The organism is Cupriavidus taiwanensis, from assembly GCF_900250075.1.
In the GTDB taxonomy this organism is placed as follows: domain Bacteria; phylum Pseudomonadota; class Gammaproteobacteria; order Burkholderiales; family Burkholderiaceae; genus Cupriavidus; species Cupriavidus taiwanensis_C.
The window spans coordinates 846,138-864,340 of sequence record NZ_LT977071.1 but is presented as its reverse complement, the minus strand read 5'-3'; the positions used below and the strand labels follow the sequence as shown (position 1 = coordinate 864,340).

At 68.8% G+C, this 18,203-nt stretch carries 18 protein-coding genes and 1 rRNA gene; 11 read left to right on the top strand and 8 right to left on the bottom strand.

Features of this window, described 5'->3' with window-relative positions:
- The first annotated feature begins 209 nt into the window (after positions 1-209).
- The 3 genes from CBM2588_RS20350 (at position 210) to CBM2588_RS20340 (ending at position 3,392) form a co-directional block, all read left to right on the top strand.
- On the top strand, positions 210-926 hold the full coding sequence (locus CBM2588_RS20350; RefSeq protein ID WP_231942219.1) for a phospholipase D family protein: 717 nt from the start codon (positions 210-212) through the stop codon (positions 924-926).
- A gap of 102 nt (positions 927-1,028) precedes the next feature.
- The gene (locus CBM2588_RS20345) at positions 1,029-1,739 is read left to right on the top strand and encodes a dienelactone hydrolase family protein (RefSeq protein WP_115682195.1); all 711 of its coding nucleotides are present in this window, start codon (positions 1,029-1,031) and stop codon (positions 1,737-1,739) included.
- 105 nt (positions 1,740-1,844) lie between these two features.
- Positions 1,845-3,392 carry an acyl-CoA synthetase gene (locus CBM2588_RS20340; RefSeq protein ID WP_115682194.1) on the top strand — a complete coding sequence of 516 codons (1,548 nt, stop codon included), beginning with the start codon at positions 1,845-1,847 and terminating at the stop codon, positions 3,390-3,392.
- A 5-nt stretch (positions 3,393-3,397) separates the two neighbouring features.
- On the opposite strand, the gene CBM2588_RS20335 is transcribed toward CBM2588_RS20340, so the two are convergent.
- Both CBM2588_RS20335 and CBM2588_RS20330 read right to left on the bottom strand, forming a co-directional pair.
- Positions 3,398-4,039: a glycine zipper 2TM domain-containing protein gene (locus tag CBM2588_RS20335; protein ID WP_115682193.1), complete on the bottom strand. Its 642-nt coding sequence runs from the start codon at positions 4,037-4,039 to the stop codon at positions 3,398-3,400.
- 131 nt (positions 4,040-4,170) lie between these two features.
- Positions 4,171-4,629 carry a MarR family winged helix-turn-helix transcriptional regulator gene (locus CBM2588_RS20330; RefSeq protein WP_115682192.1) on the bottom strand — a complete coding sequence of 153 codons (459 nt, stop codon included), beginning with the start codon at positions 4,627-4,629 and terminating at the stop codon, positions 4,171-4,173.
- Between the two features lie 186 nt (positions 4,630-4,815).
- Between CBM2588_RS20330 and CBM2588_RS20325 the strand changes: the two genes are divergently transcribed.
- Complete coding sequence (locus CBM2588_RS20325; RefSeq protein ID WP_115682191.1) at positions 4,816-5,376, top strand: YggT family protein; 561 nt, start codon at positions 4,816-4,818, stop codon at positions 5,374-5,376.
- Between the two features lie 49 nt (positions 5,377-5,425).
- On the opposite strand, the gene CBM2588_RS20320 is transcribed toward CBM2588_RS20325, so the two are convergent.
- Entirely contained in the window at positions 5,426-6,412 is a 987-nt protein-coding gene (locus CBM2588_RS20320; protein WP_115682190.1) for a LysR family transcriptional regulator, read from the bottom strand.
- Positions 6,413-6,473: 61 nt separating this feature from the next.
- Between CBM2588_RS20320 and CBM2588_RS20315 the strand changes: the two genes are divergently transcribed.
- Positions 6,474-8,084, top strand: a complete 1,611-nt coding sequence (locus CBM2588_RS20315) for an MFS transporter (protein WP_115682189.1) — start codon at positions 6,474-6,476, stop codon at positions 8,082-8,084.
- Positions 8,085-8,219: 135 nt separating this feature from the next.
- Positions 8,220-9,059 (top strand): IclR family transcriptional regulator, encoded by an 840-nt coding sequence (locus CBM2588_RS20310; RefSeq protein WP_115682188.1) that lies wholly within the window; start codon positions 8,220-8,222, stop codon positions 9,057-9,059.
- Positions 9,060-9,075: 16 nt separating this feature from the next.
- On the opposite strand, the gene CBM2588_RS20305 is transcribed toward CBM2588_RS20310, so the two are convergent.
- Positions 9,076-9,897, bottom strand: a complete 822-nt coding sequence (locus tag CBM2588_RS20305; RefSeq protein WP_115682187.1) for a phytanoyl-CoA dioxygenase family protein — start codon at positions 9,895-9,897, stop codon at positions 9,076-9,078.
- Positions 9,898-10,160: 263 nt separating this feature from the next.
- Between CBM2588_RS20305 and CBM2588_RS20300 the strand changes: the two genes are divergently transcribed.
- From CBM2588_RS20300 to CBM2588_RS20290, 3 genes are read left to right on the top strand one after another with little or no spacing between them, the layout of a single operon-like run.
- The gene (locus CBM2588_RS20300; protein ID WP_115682186.1) at positions 10,161-11,087 is read left to right on the top strand and encodes an AAA family ATPase; all 927 of its coding nucleotides are present in this window, start codon (positions 10,161-10,163) and stop codon (positions 11,085-11,087) included.
- Positions 11,088-11,092: 5 nt separating this feature from the next.
- The gene (locus CBM2588_RS20295; RefSeq protein ID WP_115682185.1) at positions 11,093-12,124 is read left to right on the top strand and encodes a DUF58 domain-containing protein; all 1,032 of its coding nucleotides are present in this window, start codon (positions 11,093-11,095) and stop codon (positions 12,122-12,124) included.
- Positions 12,121-14,091 (top strand): transglutaminase TgpA family protein, encoded by a 1,971-nt coding sequence (locus tag CBM2588_RS20290; RefSeq protein ID WP_115682184.1) that lies wholly within the window; start codon positions 12,121-12,123, stop codon positions 14,089-14,091. The genes CBM2588_RS20295 and CBM2588_RS20290 overlap by 4 nt, the downstream gene beginning before the upstream one ends.
- Before the next feature lie 227 nt (positions 14,092-14,318).
- Here CBM2588_RS20290 and CBM2588_RS20285 read toward each other — a convergent pair whose 3' ends face one another.
- Both CBM2588_RS20285 and CBM2588_RS20280 read right to left on the bottom strand, forming a co-directional pair.
- Complete coding sequence (locus CBM2588_RS20285; RefSeq protein WP_018004792.1) at positions 14,319-14,651, bottom strand: hypothetical protein; 333 nt, start codon at positions 14,649-14,651, stop codon at positions 14,319-14,321.
- Positions 14,652-14,922: 271 nt separating this feature from the next.
- Entirely contained in the window at positions 14,923-16,389 is a 1,467-nt protein-coding gene (locus CBM2588_RS20280) for a DegQ family serine endoprotease (RefSeq protein WP_115682183.1), read from the bottom strand.
- Positions 16,390-16,569: 180 nt separating this feature from the next.
- Here CBM2588_RS20280 and CBM2588_RS20275 point away from each other — a divergent pair, with 180 nt between their 5' ends.
- Together CBM2588_RS20275 and CBM2588_RS20270 are read left to right on the top strand one after the other, a co-directional pair.
- On the top strand, positions 16,570-17,046 hold the full coding sequence (locus tag CBM2588_RS20275) for a MarR family winged helix-turn-helix transcriptional regulator (RefSeq protein ID WP_115682182.1): 477 nt from the start codon (positions 16,570-16,572) through the stop codon (positions 17,044-17,046).
- Positions 17,047-17,094: 48 nt separating this feature from the next.
- The gene (locus CBM2588_RS20270; RefSeq protein ID WP_018004795.1) at positions 17,095-17,517 is read left to right on the top strand and encodes an organic hydroperoxide resistance protein; all 423 of its coding nucleotides are present in this window, start codon (positions 17,095-17,097) and stop codon (positions 17,515-17,517) included.
- A gap of 61 nt (positions 17,518-17,578) precedes the next feature.
- Here CBM2588_RS20270 and CBM2588_RS20265 read toward each other — a convergent pair whose 3' ends face one another.
- Positions 17,579-17,866 (bottom strand): GIY-YIG nuclease family protein, encoded by a 288-nt coding sequence (locus CBM2588_RS20265; protein WP_115682181.1) that lies wholly within the window; start codon positions 17,864-17,866, stop codon positions 17,579-17,581.
- A 125-nt stretch (positions 17,867-17,991) separates the two neighbouring features.
- A 5S ribosomal RNA gene (gene rrf, locus CBM2588_RS20260) occupies positions 17,992-18,104 on the bottom strand.
- Between the last annotated feature and the right edge of the window lie 99 nt (positions 18,105-18,203).

Here is an 18,203-nt window from a genome sequence, read left to right as displayed (position 1 = left end):
CCGCATGGGTTGCATCCATCATAGGCGCCGGCCGCGGATAGTCCCAAGGCTGCGGCGCGACGCCCTACACACCGCAACACCGGCCACAGATCCTGTTACACAATCCCGCTTTGCCAGTGGCGTATGCGGCTGCTACGCTGCGTTCCCGCCCCGGACAGGTGCGGCGCGCGGCGCGCGCACGCTGTCCTTCACCGACGCCAAGATCCGCCGTGACTTATCGCTTCATTCGCCGGGCCGTGCTGGGCCTGGGCCTGGCCACCGCCCTGTCGGCCTTTACTTCGTTCAGTCCCTTCGCGCTGCTGGCGCACGCCCGTTCGACCTCAACCTTCGACCAGGTGTCCGAAACCATCGCCGACAGCATCAGCGAGACCTTCAACGATGCCATCGCCAATCACTTCCCCGCGCGCACCGGCAAGCCCGCGCAACCGGCCCAGCCGCCCGACGCCAGGCCGCTGCCCAGCAAGCCCTTTGCCGATGGCAGCGGCTACACGCTGTGCTTCGTGCCGGATGGCGCGAGCTGCCAGGCGCTGCTGATCAATGCCATCCGCAGCACGCGCCAGCGCCTGCTGATCCAGGCCTATTCGTTCACCAGCGCGCCGATTGCCGAGGCCGTGGCGCAGGCGCACCGGCGCGGCGTCGACGTGCGCGTGATCCTGGACAAGAGCCAGCAGAGCGAGCGCTATACCAGCGCCACCTTCCTCAAGCACGCCGGCGTGCCGGTGGTGATCGACAACAAGCCCGCGATCGCCCATAACAAGGTGATGGTGTTCGACGACCAGGCGGTCTTCACCGGATCGTTCAACTTCACCAAGTCGGCGCAGGAGCGCAATGCCGAGAACGGCATGCTGATCCGCGGCGACGCGGCGGTGGTCAAGGCCTATACCGACAACTGGCACAAGCGCTACCGGCAGTCGCGCGCGTACTGAAGGCAGCCCGACGGCCACCTGCACGATGCGGCGCGTGGTGGCACACTGGCGGGCTGACATTGCGGCAACCCCTGCCAAGTCCTTTCCGGAGAACCCTTTCCCATGACAGCCATTCCCGACAGCCAGTGGATCCGCGTCGACACCGCCGCGGGCAGCTTCGATGCCTATTTGAGCCTGCCGCCGGCGGGCGTGCAGCCCGGCGCGCCGGGCATCGTGCTGCTGCAGGAGATCTTCGGCGTGAACGAGCATATCCGCGCGGTGGCCGACCAGTACGCCGCCGACGGCTATGCCGTGCTCGCGCCTGACGTGTTCTGGCGCCAGGCCCCGCGCGTGCAGCTGGGCTACGAGGACGACGACATGGTGCGCGCCATGGCCTTGCGCAAGGCCGTGGACGTGTCCGCCGCGCTTGACGACATCGCCGCCACGGTGCAGGTGCTGCGCCAGCATACCGGCGCCGGCAAGGTGGCCGCGGTGGGCTACTGCTTCGGCGGGCTGCTGTCGTATCTGAGCGCGGCACGCGGTCTGGTGGATGCGGCCGTGCCCTTCTACGGCGGCGGCATCCAGAACCAGCTGCAGGAAGCCGCCAACATCCGCGTGCCGGTGCAGTTCCACTACGGCGCGCTCGACGCGCATATCCCGTCCGACGCCGTGCAGGCCGTGCGCGATGCGATGGCCGGCAAACCCGCCACCGAGATCCACGTCTACCCGCAGGCCGACCACGGCTTCAACTGCTGGGCGCGCGGCTCCTACCACCAGCCCAGCGCCGCCCTGGCGCACGGCCGCGCGCTGGTGTTCCTGTCGGCAACGCTGTAGTCCCCGTGAAAGGGCCGCCGGCTTGCCATGGCAAGCCGGCGCGCCTTATCCTCGGCGCTTGGCTTCAAGACTTGCTGGACCCCAACCATAACGATGGAGACCACCATGCAGTCCGAGCAGCAGCGCGCCCTGCGCAACACCATCCCCGACGCCATTGCCCGCGCGGTGCGGCGCAGTCCGGACAAAACCGCGATCCGTTTCGGCGAGCGGTCCTGGACCTACCGCCAGCTCGATGACGCCACCGCGCGCATCGCTGGCGCGCTGGCGCAGTGGGGCCTGCGTCCCGGCGACCGGGTTGCCGCCTTTGGCAAGAACTCCGACGCCTATGTGCTGTTGTGGCTGGCCTGCCTGCGCGGCGGCCTGATCCATGTACCGGTGAATTTCTCGATGACGCGCGCCGAGGCCGAGTACCTCGTCACGCAGTCGGGCGCCAGCGCGATCTTTGCGGATCCGGCGCTGGCCGACCGCGTCGACGGTCTGCCCTGGAAGGTCCGCGGTACCCTGCACGGCGGCGATGGTCGCACCGATATTCTCGCCGCTGCCGCCGACGGCCCCGCCGTGCCGGTGTCCGAAGCCCTTGCCGACACCACGCCCGCGCAGATCCTTTACACCTCCGGCACCACCTCCGCGCCCAAGGGGGCGGTGCTGACGCATCGCGCGCTGCTGGCCGAGTACGTCAGCACCATCGCCGCCTGCGATATCCGCGCGTCGGACTATTCGCTGGCCGCGCTGCCGCTGTACCACTCGGCGCAGATGCATGTGTTCCTGATGCCGCTGCTGCTGTGCGGCGGCACCACGCTGATCGCCGACAGCCCGGAAGCCGGCTATTGCCTGCGCACCATCCACGCCGAGCGCATCACCAGCTTCTTTGCGCCGCCGACGGTCTGGATCGCGCTGCTGCGCCATGCGGAATTCGATCCGGCCCGGCTGGGCGCGCTGACCAAGGCCTACTACGGCGCCTCGATCATGCCGGTGCCGGTGCTGCTGGAGCTGCAGCAGAAACTGCCGGCGCTGCGCTTCTACAACTGCTACGGGCAAAGCGAGATCGGGCCGCTGGCCACGGTGCTGGGCCCCGACGAGCACGCCGCGCGTCCGGCCTCGGCGGGGCGGCCGGTACTGAACGTCGAGACCCGCATCGTCGATGAAACCCTGCAGGACGTGCCGCCGGGCGAGCTGGGCGAGATCGTGCATCGCTCGCCGCAGTTGCTGACGCACTACTGGGACAAGCCGGAGCAGACCGCCGAAGCCTTCGCCGGCGGCTGGTTCCATTCGGGCGACCTCGGCTACATGGATGCCGAGGGCTACCTGTATGTGGTGGACCGGATCAAGGACGTGATCAACTCGGGCGGCGTGCTGGTGTCGAGCCGCGAAGTGGAAGAGTGCCTGTACACCCATGGCGCGGTGGCCGAGGCAGCGGTGTTTGCGCTGCCGCACCCGAAGTGGGTCGAGGCGGTGACGGCGTGCGTGGTGCGCAAGCGCGGCCACGAGGGCGCCACCGAGGGCGAACTGATCGCGCATGCGCGCCAGGCGCTGGCGCCGTTCAAGGTACCCAAGCGCATCGTGTTCGTCGCGGACCTGCCGCGCAATACCGCCGGCAAACTGCTCAAGCGCCAGCTGCGCGAGGATTACGCGCAGCTGTTCGGCGCGGACTGACGCCCTCAGTACGGCACGGCCACGCCGTTCTCGATCCGGACGCGGTCGCCGATGCGCATCTGGTAGGCGTTGGACTGGGTCAGCGTCAGGTAGCCGTTGTCGCTGGTTCGCACGCGCACGCGGTAGGCCGGGGCACTGGTGCCGGTGCGCTTCTCGACCTCGTTGCCGGCCACCGCGCCCGCCACGGCGCCGCCGATGGTCGCCACGGTATTGCCGCGGCCGCCGCCCACCTGGTGGCCCAGCAGCCCGCCGACGATGCCGCCCACCACCGCGCCCGCGCCGCTGGTCGACGGCGGCTGGCCCGGCACCACCTCGATGCCCTCGACCCAGCCGTAGCGCACGCCGTAGGCCTGGTTGCCGTAGCCGTTGCCATAGCTGCCGTCCTGGTACGACGGCTGCGGATACGAAGATTGCGGGTAGGCCTGCTGCGGATAGCCTTGCTGCGGGTAACCCTGTTGCGGATAGCCTTGCTGCGGGTAACCGCTGATGGTGGTGCCGCTGCCGTAGCCGGTGTTGCCATAGCCGCCGCCGTAGCCCCCGCCATACCCCGCGCCATAGCCGTTGTCGTAGCCGTACGGCGTGGCACACCCGGCCAGCGCACCGGCGCCAAGCACCGCAAGCACAACCGAACGAAAGGGGATGGACATGTCAGGACTCCTGCGCGCTGCGCGTGTTGGGGAATGCGCGCGAGTCTAGGGCCGCCGCGGGCCAGCGGGTGTCACCGGAGCTTGTGATTGGTAACCGCCTGTAACCGCCGCCGGTGCCGGCGTGGCAGCGCTCAGCCGCGCTCCGCGCCGTCGTCGTTGAACTGCGTGATGCGGGCCACGCGGAACGCGCCGCGCAGCGATTCCAGCTCCGTACGGTGCAGCATCGCCAGCCGGTTCAGGTAGCGCTCGCCCTTGGCGGTCAGGTGCACCTGCACCACACGGCGATCTTCGGGATTGAGGCGCCGCTTGACCAACCCGGCGGCCTCGCAGCGATTGACCAGTGCCACCACGCCATGCTGCTTGGCCTGCAGGCGCTCGGCCAGTTCGCCGATCGAGGCCCAGTCCTTGTCGGCGCAGCCGCGGATATGCAGCAGCAACAGGTATTGCTGCACCGTCAGCCCCTCCCCGCGCGCCGCGTCTTCGGAGAACCGCAGGAAGCGGCGCAGCTGGTAGCGGAAGTCGGACAGTGCCTCGAAGTCGGCCTTGGTAAGCGGGGCGGGTTGCGGCGACGAGGCGGACTTGCTGGGCATGGGCGGCAAAAAACGCAAAAGGGAATGAAGGCGCGGCAATCCGCGCAAGCCCGCGGCGGGCGCTCGCAATTATAGGGGCCGCACGGCACACCGGCAGCCGATCCCGGTTTGCGCCGTGCGCGCGCCCGGCTATGGCAGAATCTGTGCGGTTGCAGACACCTTCACCCGTCACCGGAAAACGCACCGATGTTCTCGGAAATCGCTCTCTTCCTGCTGGATACCGTCTTTACCCTGTTCGGCATGGCGCTGCTGCTGCGCGTCTGGATGCAGCTGACGCGGCTGCCCACGCGCAACCCGGTCTCGCAGGGCGTGTTCCAGATCACCGACTGGCTGGTGCGGCCGCTGCGCCGGATCATCCCGGGCGTGGGCGGCATCGACTGGGCCACGATCCTGGCCGCATGGCTGACCGCGGTGGTGTTTCTGGCTTTGGTCGCGCTGATCAGCGGAATCGACCTGCCCGGCTTCGTGCCCGCCATGCTGCTGACCGCCGTGCTCTATGTGCTGAAGTGGTCCATCAGCCTGGTGATGTGGGTCACGCTGCTGATGGCGATCCTGTCGTGGGTCAACCCGCATTCGCCGATCACGCCGGCCATCGACCACCTGACCGCGCCGGTGCTGCGCCCGATCCAGCGCGTGGTGCCGCGCCTGGGCGGTTTCGATGTCTCGCCGCTGGTGCTGTTCGTGATTGCGCAGATTCTGCTGATGGTCCTCGCCCGGCTGGGCGCTGGCATCATCGGCCTGCACTGACGGAATCCGGGGCGCAGGGCCGGCGCAACGCCTTCAGCCCGCTGCGCCCTCAGCCCGCGGTGCGGGCCTCTCCCGGTGCCAGCCCGTCCGCGGCGGCATCCAGTCCGCCATCCCGCGCCGCCTCGGCATCCCCTTCGGGCGGCAGCTCCGACACCATCATCGATTCGATCGCTTCCATGAAGGCGCGCACCTTGCGCGGCTGCAGGCGCCGGTCCGGCAGCAGCGCGAACACGCGCAGCGGCGGCAGCGGATAGTCGGGCAGCACGCGCACCAGCCGCCCCTGTGCGACCTCGGCCTCGCAATAGATTACCGACAGCCGCGCGATGCCCAGGCCCGCCAGCGCGCCCTGCAGGCGCAGCTCGGCGTTGTGGGTCTGCATGCGCGGGCGGATCGGCACCGATACGGTCTGGCCGTCGCGGGTGAATTCCCAGACGGTGTCGCCGGGCGTGGTCAGCGTCGGCATATTGGCCAGGTCTTCCGGGCGCAATTGCGCCGGCAGGCTGGCCGCCAACGCCGGCGCGGCGAACAGGCCGCGTTCGACGTGGTAGATCCGGCGCGCCACCGTGCCGGAGTCTGGCAGGTCGGCGTCGACGATGACAAAGGCCACGTCGAAGCCGTCGCGGATCGGGTCGACCAGGCCCTGGGTGATTTCCACCGCCACATCCAGCGCGGGGTGTGCCGCCAGCGTGCGGCAGATCACGCCGCCCAGCTGCTGCGCGCCGAATTCATAGGGGGTGGCGATGCGAAGCACGCCCTGCACGCGCTCCTCGCGCGCCAGCGTTTCCTGGCGGATCTCGCGCAGCCGCGCAAACAGCGGCGCAACGTCGCGATAGACCGCCTTGCCGGCATCGGTGAGGCGCATGCGCCGCGTGGTGCGCTCCAGCAACTTGGCGCCGATGGCGGTTTCCAGCCGCGCCACGGCGGCCGACACGCGCGACTTGGGACAGTCGAGCTGCTCCGCCGCGGCCGTGAACGTGCCCTGCTCGACCACGCAGCAGAACGCCTCCCAGTCATTCCATTGGATTGTTTCGTTCACCGGACAATGTTTCCCTGACAAGCTGTAGTTCTCGACGCTGGGCCTACATTATGCTTGAGCGATGCAACAAACGCCTGTCCAGGCTGGATCGGACGCGCTAGCCCCCGCCGTTCCAGCCATCCCCGCCCCCGCCGCCCCCGGCATCAAGACCTCCCAGCGCCCGCGCATGCAGATCGCCAGTCACCCCGAGATGGGTCACTGGCGTCTTTCATTGTTCGGCCTGACGCTGGGTCTGGTGACCGGCATCGACTTCTCTTCCACGCTGATGATGGGCGTGGCCAGCCAGCATATCCAGGGCGGCGTCGGTGCCGCGCCGGAAGACTACCTGTACGCGATCTCGGCCTACGCCGCCACCGCGGTGCTGATGAACATGGTGCTCGACCAGCTCGCGCGCCGCATCACGTACAAGCGCTTCACCATGGTGTCGCTGCTGGTCTTCATCGCCGGCTCGCTGATCTGCGCGGAGTTTGCCAGCCCAGCCGGGCTAATCGGCGGCAAGGCAGTGCAGGGGCTGGGCGCGGGCGGCCTGTTCGCCGCCTCGCGCATCCTGGTCCAGCTGGTGTCGACGCCGGCCGAGCGCGCCCCGCTGATGCTGCGTTTCGGCGGCGGCGCGTTTTCGATGCTGGCGATCACGCCCTGGCTGACCAGCATCTTCCTGGACGATATCGGCTGGCGCGCAGTGTTCCTGTTCCAGGCCGGCATTGCGCTGCCGGTGCTGCTGTCGGTGGCGCTGACCTACCCCACGCGCGCGCCGCGCGATCCGCACCCGCCGGTGTCGACGCTGGACTGGACCGCCGCCATCGCCGCCGCGCTGGGCGCGCTGGTCTTTCTGCATACGCTGCAGGAAATGCGCTACACGCGCTTCTTCAGTTCGCTGGAAATGCCGCTGGCCGCGCTGTGCGGCGTGGCGCTGTTTGCCTTCAGCGGCTGGCGGCTGTATCGGCATCCGGACCCATGGATCGACTTCTCGCGCCTGGCGGGGCGCCAGTACCTGTACGGGCTGGGCTTCTACACGCTGTACTACCTGCTGTCGTCGGCGTGGTCGTTCCTGCTGCCGACGCTGACGCAGACCGGGCTGGGGCTGACCTTCCGCACCACCTGCATGCTGCTGTCGACCAGCGGCACGGTCTCCGCCATCGGCGCCATCGTGATCACGCTGGGCATGGCGCTGGTGTTCCGCAAGCGGCGCGTGATCGCGGCCGGCTTTATCGTCTACGCGTGCGCGGCGATGCTGCTGTCGGCCCAGCTGATGCCGGGCGCGCCGGACTACGCGCTGGTGCCGGTGGTGCTGCTCGAAGGGCTGACGCCGGTGCTGCTGATGGTGCAGGTGGCGTCGATGACCTATCTGGAAGTGCCGGTCGAGGATTTCTCGCACGCCTACCAGTTCAAGAACGTGTGCAAGCAGATCGCCTCGGCGATGGGCACCGGGCTGGCGAGCGTGTTCATGCAGGACGGCCTGGCGCAGCACCGCACCCACCTGGTCGAGCACATCACCCGCTTCAACCCGGCGCTGCAGATGCCCGATGCGCTGTCCGCGGCGGGACTGGCCAAACTGTCGCAGGAAGTCGACCGGCAGGCGACGCTGCTCGCCGGCATGGACCTGCTGCATGGCTTTGCCGCGCTGTGCGTGGCGGGGGCGGTGTTCGTGCTGGTGCAGCGCAGCTTCCGCTAAGGTCAGGGCTGGCCGCCGCGGCCCCGTCCTCGCCCGTCCTGGCCCTTCCTGGCCCGGCACTGGCGCAATGCCGGCATTTCCTCTACCCTTTCGGCCTTTCCGTGCCAATCCGGCGAACCGCGCCGGGCTACGCAGATGGCCAGTCCCACCGATTCCCGCCAGACCCCGCCGCCAGCATCGCCGACCGCCGACAGCGCCGCCGCGCCCGAAAAGCCGAGCGACAGCTATGTGCAGTCCTTTGCACGCGGGCTGTCGGTGATCCGGGCCTTCAACGCGCAGCACCCGGCCCAGACCCTGACCGAAATCGCCCAGGCCAGCGGCCTGACACGCGCCGGCGCGCGCCGCATCCTGCTGACGCTGGTGGGGCTGGGCTATGTGCAGGCCGACGGGCGCCTGTTCCGGCTCACGCCCAAGATCCTGGACCTGGGCTTCGCCTACCTGACCTCGATGCCGTTCTGGAACCTGGCCGAGCCAATCATGGAGACGCTGTCGCAGCAGGTCCATGAAAGCTGCTCGATCTCGGTGCTGGACGGCACCGAGATCGTCTACGTGCTGCGCGTGCCGGCGCGCAAGATCATGACCATCAACCTGTCGATCGGCAGCCGCCTGCCGGCGTATTGCTCTTCGATGGGACGGGTGCTCTTGGCCGGGCTGAGCGAGCCCGAGCTCGACAGCGTGCTGCGCGCCACCGACCTGCGCGCGCGCACCGGGCGCACCGTGACCGACGTGGACGCGCTCAAGGCCATCGTCGCCGATATCCGCCAGCGCGGCTGGGCCCTGAACGACCAGGAGCTGGAGGAAGGGCTGGTGTCGCTCGCCGCGCCGATCCGCAACCGCGCCGGCCACACCATCGCCGCCATCAACATCAGCGGCCAGGCCAACCGCACCAGCGCGCAGGAGATGCTGGAGCGCTTCCTGCCGCCGCTGCTCGAAGCCTCCGAGAAGATTTCCGGGCTGGTCGGGCTGCGCACCTGAGCGCAGCCGCGCCGGATCAGACCACCGCGGGCAGCTCGACGCTGCCGAACTCGGCCGAGCGCGTGCCATCCAGCGGCCGGTTGCTGGCGCCGAAATACGCGAACGCCACCGACAGCTTGACCGCGTTGGACGCATTGCGGCCGGCCGCGTGGAACAGCCGGCTGTCGAAACACAGCACATCGCCACGATGCAGCACCAGCGGCTGCGCGGCATCCAGCAGCGGCTGGCTGGCCGGGTGGGCTTCGATCAGGAATTCGGCTGGGTCCAGCTGGCCGGGCTCGAGCCTGGCCTGGTGCGAACCCGGGATGACGCGCAGCACGCCATTGCGCTCGTCCTCGTCGCCCAGCGCCAGCCACACCGTCACCAGTTCCGGCCGCGCAAACGACCAGTAGCGGGTATCGCGGTGCCAGCCGGTCTGGCTGCCGTAGTGCGGGTGCTTGGTCATCACGCAGTTGTGATGCGCCAGCGTGATGCGCGCGGGCTCGCCCAGCAAGGCCTGCACCACCGCCACCAGCTTGGGATCGCTGGCCCAGCGGCGGAACACCGCATCGCGCCCGTAGGCCTGGCGCAGGCGCCTGACCGTGCCGCCGCCGGCGGCGTCGCGCGTGGCCGGGGCGCCCGGATAGCCGAGGTCGGCCTCGAACTCCACCGGCGGTACCGCTGCGGCGAGATGCTGGCGCGTCACCGCCTCCAGCGCCGCGCACGCCGGCTCGTCGGCAAAGCCGCGCAGGATCACGAAACCGTTGGCATGGAAGGCCTGCACCAGGCGCGGCAGCGCGCCGGCGTCGGCGGACAAGGTGGAAGCGGGCAGGTCGGCGCAGGGATCCAGCGAGGTCATTGCAGCAGGCGCGGCGCACGGCCACGCAAAGAGGCGGAAACAGAAACAGGGCCGCGGTGGCCCGACAGGCTCATGATGCCAGAAGCGGCGCCATCTGGCGCAGGCGCCGCATCCGCAGCCTGAATACCGCCCCGGGCCGGCGGCCGCCTGCGTACGGCAACAGACGGTCGCGCCTGCGGTGCGCGCCGCTACAATGCGCTGGTCTTTGCCCGATAATTCCTGCATCCACCGCGATTTTTTCAGGCTCCGCGCCGAGGTCCCACGTGACTGCACGCCCCCGCATCGTCGCTTCGCTGGCGGAGGCCCAGGCCCAGCTGGGCCGCATTGTCCTTGGCAAGCCACAACAGGTGCGGCTGGCGCTGGCCTGCATGCTGGCACGGGGTCACCTGCTGCTGGAAGATGTGCCGGGTGTGGGCAAGACCACGCTGGCGTATGCGCTGGCGCGCACGCTGGGGCTGCACTACCAGCGCGTGCAGTTCACCAGCGACCTGTTGCCGGCCGACCTGATCGGGGTGTCGGTCTTTGTTCGCGACGCCGGCGAATTCCGCTTCCACCGCGGCCCCGTGTTCGCGCAGGTGGTGCTGGCCGACGAGATCAACCGCGCGCCGCCCAAGACCCAGAGCGCGCTGCTCGAGGCAATGGCCGAGGGGCAGGTGACGCATGACGGCGCCACGCATCCGCTGCCGTCGCCGTTTTTCGTCATCGCCACGCAGAACCCGCTGGAGCAGATCGGCACCCATGCGCTGCCCGAATCCCAGCTGGACCGCTTCACCATGCGGCTGTCGCTGGGCTACCCGGACCCCGCCTTCGAGCGCGTGCTGTACCTGGGCGGCGCCAGCGCGGCGGAACTGCCGCCGGTGATGGATGGCAGCCAGGTGCTGGCGCTGCAGGAAGCGGCCGCGCAGGTGTACGCCAGCCCGGCGCTGGTCGACTACGTGCTGGCGCTGGTGCAGGCCACGCGCAGCCACGGCGGCTTTGCCGCGGGGCTGTCGCCGCGCGCCGGGCTGGCGCTGCTGGCCTGCGCGCGCGCCTGGGCGCTGCTGGCCCAGCGTGACCTGGTGCTGCCCGAAGACGTGCAGGCGGTGTTCATGGCCGTGGCCACGCACCGCCTGTTACCGGCCGGCGCCGGCGGCCACGCCGCCGTCGATGGCCAGCTGGCCGCGCTGCTGGCCGGCGTGGCGATTCCCTGAGCGCCATGGCGGCGCGCAAGGGCGTGCTCGGCGGCACGCCACGCCTCGCACCGCGCCGCGCCGCAAGCCGGCGTCCTGCTGGTGGCGCTGGCGGCGTGGTGCTGCTGGACCGCCGCCATCTCTATATCCTGCCCACGCGCGGCGGGGTCGGCTTTGCGGTGGTGCTGGCCGCGATGCTGATGACCTCGCTCAACTACAACATCAGCCTCGGCTTTGCGCTGACCTTCATGCTCGCCGGTATCGGCATGTCATGCATGTGGCTGGCCTACCGCAACCTGCTCGATCTCGCCGTCGCCGCGGGGCCGGTGGCGGCGGTCCATGCCGGGGAGGACGCGATCTTCCACGTGCGCGTCGACAGCCGCGGTGGCGACGCACGCGTCGGCATCGAAGCGCGCCTGCCCGCCATGCCGGAAGTCGCCGCCGCGACGCTGACGCTCGATGCCAATGCCAGCGGCATGCTGGCGCTGCATGTGCCAGCGACACGGCGCGGCCGCCTGGCGCTGTCGCGCGTGACGATCGCCAGCCGCTTTCCGTTCGGCCTGTTCCATGTCTGGAGCCATGCGGACCTGGAAATGTCGACGCTGGTCTACCCCGCGCCGGAAGCCGACGCACCACCACCGCCGCCCGCGCACCGCCCCGACGATGGCGACGACGCGCACGCTGCCGCCAGCACCACGCACAGCGAAGACGGCATCGACCAGCTGCGCCGCTACCGCAGCGGCGACCCGCTGCACCGCATCGCCTGGAAGCACAGCGCGCGCACCGGCCGCTGGCTCAGCCGCGCCGGCGATCCGCCGCGGCAGCCGGCGCGCTGGCTGGACTGGCACGCGCTGCCCGCCGGCATGGGGGCCGGGGCCCGGCTGTCGCGGCTGTGCGCGTGGCTGCTTGCCGCCGGCGACGAAGTCGAGATCGGCCTGTGCCTGCCCGGCATCGAACTGCCGCCGGCGCGCGGCGCCAGCCACCGGCGCGCCTGCCTCGAGGCGCTGGCCTTGTGGCCGCAGCGCCCTGGCACAGCGCGCGCTGCGGAACCCGCATGAAACCCGCGCCCCGGCCGCTGCGGCACGAAGACCACGGCCTGCTGCTAGGACAGCTGGCACTGGTGCTGGCGCCGCAGGCGCGCACGCTGCCGGTGGCGGTCAGCCTGCTGCTGGTGCTGTTGCTGGCGTGGCGCTGGCTGCTGTGGCGGCGGCGCGCGCCGCTGCCGTCGCGCTGGATGCTCGGAACCACCGCGATGCTGGTGCTGCTGGTGGCGTGCGCGCTGGTGTGGCAGGACGGGGGAGGCATCGGGCGCGAGCTGGCGGTGGCGTTGCTTGGCGCCTTTGTCGTCCTCAAGCTGCTGGAATGCCGCGCGCTGTCGGACGCAACCCTGGTCACGCAGCTGTCGTTTTACCTGCTGCTGACGCTGTACCTGTCCGACCAGCCGTTCTGGCTGGCGCTGTACAGCCTGGCCATCGGCGCCTGGGTCCTGCGCAACTGGCTGTTGCTGCATCACCCCGAGGCGCGCAGCCGGCTGGCGATCTGGCCGCTGCTGGGCCGCATGGCGCTGCTGGGCCTGCCGTGGGCGCTGGCGCTGTTCGTGCTGTTTCCGCGCCTGGAGCAACCGCTGTGGCAGCTGCCGCAATCGGTGCAGAGCGGCACCACCGGCATCAGCGACACCATGCGTCCGGGCAGCGTGGGGCAACTGATCCGTTCGCCCGAAATCGCCCTGCGTGCGGAAATTGCCGGCCCGCCCTTGCCCGTGTCGGCGCTGTACTGGCGCGCGCTGGTGCTGTGGGAATACGACGGCACCACCTGGCATCCGTCGCGGCTGCGGCGGCAGCAACTGGCGCCGGCGGCCAGCACCGGTGGCACGGCCGACATCGACATCAGCATCACGCTGGAACCCAGCCGGCAACGCTGGCTGTTCGTGCTCGACCGCGGCCAGGCGCTGTCCGCCGGCGCGGATGCCGCGATCACGCCAGACGGCGAGTACATGGCACGCCGGGCCGTGGACCAGCGCATCCGCTATCGCACGCATTCCACGTTGTCGCCGCCGGCGGAAGCGCTGCCGCCGGCCACGCTGCGGCTGGCGCTGAGCCTCCCCGCCGGCAACCCGCGCACCCGCGCTCTGGGCGCGCAATGGGCACAGCGCCATGCCGATCCCGCGGCGCGCGTGCAGGCCGCGCTGCGGCTGTTCGCGGCGGCGCCGTTCGCCTATACGCTCGCCCCGCCGCCGCTGGGGGCCGAACAGATCGACAGCTTTGTGTTCGACACCCGGCGCGGCTTCTGCGAGCACTACGCCAGCAGCTTCGTGTTCCTGATGCGCGCCGCCGGCGTGCCGGCGCGCGTGGTCACGGGCTACCAGGGCGGCGAGTACAACCCCATGGCCAACCACTACGTGGTGCGCCAGTCCGACGCGCATGCGTGGGCCGAGGTCTGGCTGGATGGCCGCGGCTGGGTACGCGTGGACCCGACCAGCGCGGTCGCGCCCAGCCGCATCGAGCAGGGGCTGGATGCGGTGGTCGGCAACGAAGCCGCCGACTGGCGTCCGTCGCGGCAACCGGGATGGCTCAAGGATTTGCGCTGGGCCTATGAGGGCATGGTCTACACCTGGCAGCGCTGGGTGCTGCAGTACGACCATGCGCGACAGCAGCGGCTGCTGCAGGCGCTCGGCACCAGTGCCGGTGCCGGACCGCTGCTGGCCGCCGTGCTCGGCATGCTGTGCCTGCTGGCGCTGGTGCCGCTGTGGCGGCGTCGCGCGCCCGCGGATCCGGTCGGCGCGGCCTATGCGCGCTTCTGCGCCGTGCTCGCCCGCCATGGCTGCACGCGCGCGCCGGCCGAAGGCCCGCAGGATTTTGCGGCGCGGGCCAGCACGCAATTGCCACGCGCCGGCGAGGCGATCTCAGCCGTCAGCGCCGCCTATGTCAGCCTGCGCTATGGCAACCTGCCGGCCGAAACGCAGGCGCAGGTTCTGGCGTCGATGCGGGCGGGCATCCGCGGGATCTCTGCGGCATTGCGTCGGTAGCGGGCGCGTGCATGTTGGGCGCGCCGATCACGCAACAGGCCACACCGATCGCTGGCGAGGATATCTATCGGCTGCTTGCCGCTTGCCAGAACTGCGCCGGCCGCAGGCTGCGCCAGGGGACTACAGAAACTACCGGGAAGATCAGGGAGAAGCGAAGGCGCCGCGCGCGAAGGGTGGGCGCGGACGGGTCGCAGTGCCGGCGAACGCGGCACCGGCGAAGATCCTGCTCAGAACAGCGACAGCTGGCGCATGCCGAAACCGATGGTCTCTTCCACGCGCGCACGGGCGTGGGCCAGCGAGCCTTCCGCGCCGGAGTAGTTGCCGGCGGCCCAGTGGTAGACCACCGGCAGCTCGCCGCGCTCGGACAGGCGCACTTCGCCAAGCTTGTCGCCACGCTCGTTGCGGTAGAAGTGCGAACGGTAGCCCCGCTCCCAGTGCGGGGCGACCTCTTTCTTGCGCCGCCGGGGCTTCGGCGCGGAGCCGGTGGCAGACGTCGTGGACGTCAGCCGCCGCGCTCTATCGGTACCCGGCATCGGGGCACGGGTGAAATCCAACTGCATAGACTTCCTCTTTGTCGATTCAGCAGAACCAGGGCCGGCGGGGGCTGCCGCCGCATGCTTCGTGCATCGCAGTCGAGATGATACCTGCTGGCGCGCTTTCTGTAAGCAGTTCGTTGCGCTGAATCCCGCCTCCGGTAAGGCTTAGCGGGCCGTATACCCGCACGTATACCCACTCGTAAACGTGCTGGTATACGTGCGGGTATACGGCCCGCGAGGACGTCAAAGCCTTGCTGGTTAACGACTTGCGGGCACGCAGCGGTGCCCGCAAGGATCAACCCAGATCGAGCGGAATGAAGATGCGCGCATCATCGCGCTGCACCAGCAGCGCCACCTGCTTGCCCGATTTGCCCACCAGCGCCCGCAGTTGATCGACCGATGCAATCGGCGTGCCGTTGAGCGACAGGATCACGTCGCCGGGCTGGATGCCCACGCGCGCGGCGGGACCGGTCACGTCCTCGACCACCAGGCCGCCTTCGATACCGCTTTCGCGCTTCTCCGCCGGCGACAACGGGCGCACCGCCAGCCCGAGCCGGCCATTGGCCTCCTTGCCGCCCGCTTTTTGCGCCACCGCCTGGTCACGCGCAGTGCCGACCGTCACCGACAATGTCATCGGCTGCCCCTTGCGGATGATCTTCAGCGAGCTCTGCGTGCCCGGCTTGATGTCGGCCACATGCTCAGGCAGGTCGCCCGAATGATCGATCACGTCGTTGTCCAGCTGCACGATGACGTCGCCGGGCTTCAGTCCCGCGCGCGCGGCGGGACTGTCAGGCTCGACCGAGTTGACCAGCGCCCCGGTCGGCTTGGGCAGGCCGAACGACTGCGCCAGCGCCTGGTTGACCTCCTGCACGCTGATGCCGAGGCGCCCGCGCGTAACCTTGCCGTGCGCCACCAGTTGCTGCTGCACCTTGGTCGCCACGTCGATCGGGATCGCGAACGAGAGGCCCTGGTAGCCGCCGGTCTGGCTGTAGATCTGCGAGTTGATGCCGACCACCTCGCCGCGCTGGTTGAACAGCGGACCGCCCGAGTTGCCGGGATTGACGGCCACGTCGGTCTGGATGAACGGCACGTAGGTGTCGTCAGGCAGCGAGCGCGACTTCGCGCTGACGATGCCCGCGGTCACCGTGTTCTCAAAGCCGTAAGGCGAGCCGATCGCCAGCACCGGCTCGCCTACGCGCACCTGCGACGGGTCGCCCAGGCGCACGGTCGGCAGATCCTTCGCATCGATGCGGATCACCGCCACGTCGGTCTGCGGATCGGTCCCGAGCACCTTGGCCTTGAACTCGCGGCGGTCGGTCAGCTTGACGGTCACTTCCTGCGCCCCGTCGACGACGTGCGCATTGGTCAGGATCAGGCCGTCCGGGCTGACGATAAAGCCGGAGCCCTGCCCGCGCACCAGTTGCTGCGGGCCGCCCTGCGGCCCCTGGAACTGCGGGCCGAAGCGCTTGAAGAACTGGAACAGCGGATCGTCCGGATCGATGCCGGGCGGCATCTGCACCGCCGTGCGCTGGGCGCGCGCTGTCACGCTGATATTGACCACCGCGGGTCCGTACTGGGCGACGATGCCGGAGAAGTCCATCGGCCTGGCCACGGCAGCCGCCGGCTGGGCGGCTGCCACCACGGGCGCGGGAGCCGCGTATCCCGGGGGGATGACTTCTCGCTGCAGATAGGCATAGCCGCCGCCGAGCGCGGCCAGGGCTGCGATACCAACGGCGGTGCGAGCAATGGTCTGGCGCATCATAGGTGTTCCTTTCCTTTTAGCATCTGGCGTCGGCACGATGCGACGCAACACCGTCATGCTAGCGACCAAGACTTAAAACAGACTTAAGGCCAAGTCCGTCATCCAGCGTGGGCCCTCCCATCCGGCTCATGTCCCGAAAATTTATCTTGCGCACAATCTAATTGTGTCTAATATATCGGTATGGAACGCGACAACGAACCCATCACCGACTGGCTTTTGCTGGATCACCAACTATGCTTTGCGCTGTATTCGAGCTCGCTGGCGATGACCAAGCTGTACAAGCCCCTGCTAAGTGAGCTCGGGCTTACTTATCCGCAGTATCTCGTCATGCTGGTCTTGTGGGAGACGGAAACGTTGTCGGTCTCGGAACTCGGCAACCGCCTGGCGCTGGATTCGGGCACGCTGACGCCACTGCTGAAGCGGCTCGCCGCAACGGGGCTGGTCAAGCGCACGCGGGACGCAGCGGACGAACGCCGGGTCCTGGTCAGCCTGACCGACACCGGCCGGGCACTGCGTCAGCGCGCCGAGAAAATTCCTGAACAGATGTTATGTGCCACGCAATGCCCGGTCGAAGAGATCCAGGCGCTGACGCGGCGCTTGCACGCACTGCGGTCGACGCTCGAACAAGCGCGGACCGATTCCAGCCTGCCGGACTGACGGCAGGTATTGATACCGCCCCTGCGGGCAACCAAACCGGAGCCTTAGATGAAACTCGAGAAAGTCGTATATACCGCCCATGCCACTGCCACCGGCGGCCGCGATGGCCGTGCCACCACGTCCGACGGCCAGCTCGACGCCAAGCTCGCCGTGCCCAAGGAGATGGGTGGCGCGGGTAACGGCCTGAATCCCGAGCAGCTGTTTGCAGCCGGCTATTCGGCTTGCTTCCTCGGTGCGATGCGCTATGTCGCCAGCCAGCAGAAGATCAACGTGCCTGCCGATGCATCGATCCAGGGCGCGGTCGGCATTGGCCCGATCCCCCAGGGCTTCGGTATCCAGGTCGAGCTGAAGATCTCCCTGCCGGGCTTCGAGCGCGAAGCGGCCGAGAAGCTGGTCGAGCAGGCGCACCAGGTGTGCCCGTACTCGAACGCAACGCGCGGCAATATCGACGTCACGCTGACCGTGGTCTGAAGCAAGCCACGAAGAAAAAGGCCCGCATCGCGCTTGCGATGCGGGCCTTTTTTGCTTGATCTCACGCTGTCTGCTGGTCCGCGTCGAGGGTCGGCAGCTGCGCGCAAAATGACCGCTTCTGCGCGGAACTCATGCGTTTGATTTCGATTTCCGCCTTCAAAGCCTCAGATTTAGTGGCGAAGCGCAACTGGCCGAGCACGCGGATGGGCTTGCGCGAGCGCGTATATTTGGCGCCTTTTCCGGACTGGTGTTCGGCGAAGCGGCGCGCCACATCGGTGGTAATGCCGGTGTAAATCGAATCGCCGGTGCATTCGAGCAGATAGAGATACCAGGCGCAGTCAGCAGACATGATGGAAATGGAGGACTGCGGTAATGGTATTACGGCTTCGCGACGACGGCGAGCGCAGCGTTTCCGCCGCGCCAAAGACAAAACCCCTCGCAGCACACGCTGTCGAGGGGTTTTGCACAATAAGAGCCTGGCGATGACCTACTTTCACACGGGAATCCGCACTATCATCGGCGCGGAGCTGTTTCACGGTCCTGTTCGGGATGGGAAGGGGTGGTTCCAGCTCGCTATGGTCACCAGGCATGAGGGGTTGTGGCGCTGGGGTTGAAGCCAGCGTCACGAATCGGGATGTAGTTGGGGTTGTGCTTACTGTGTCAACACACGTGGCACAAGGCGATCG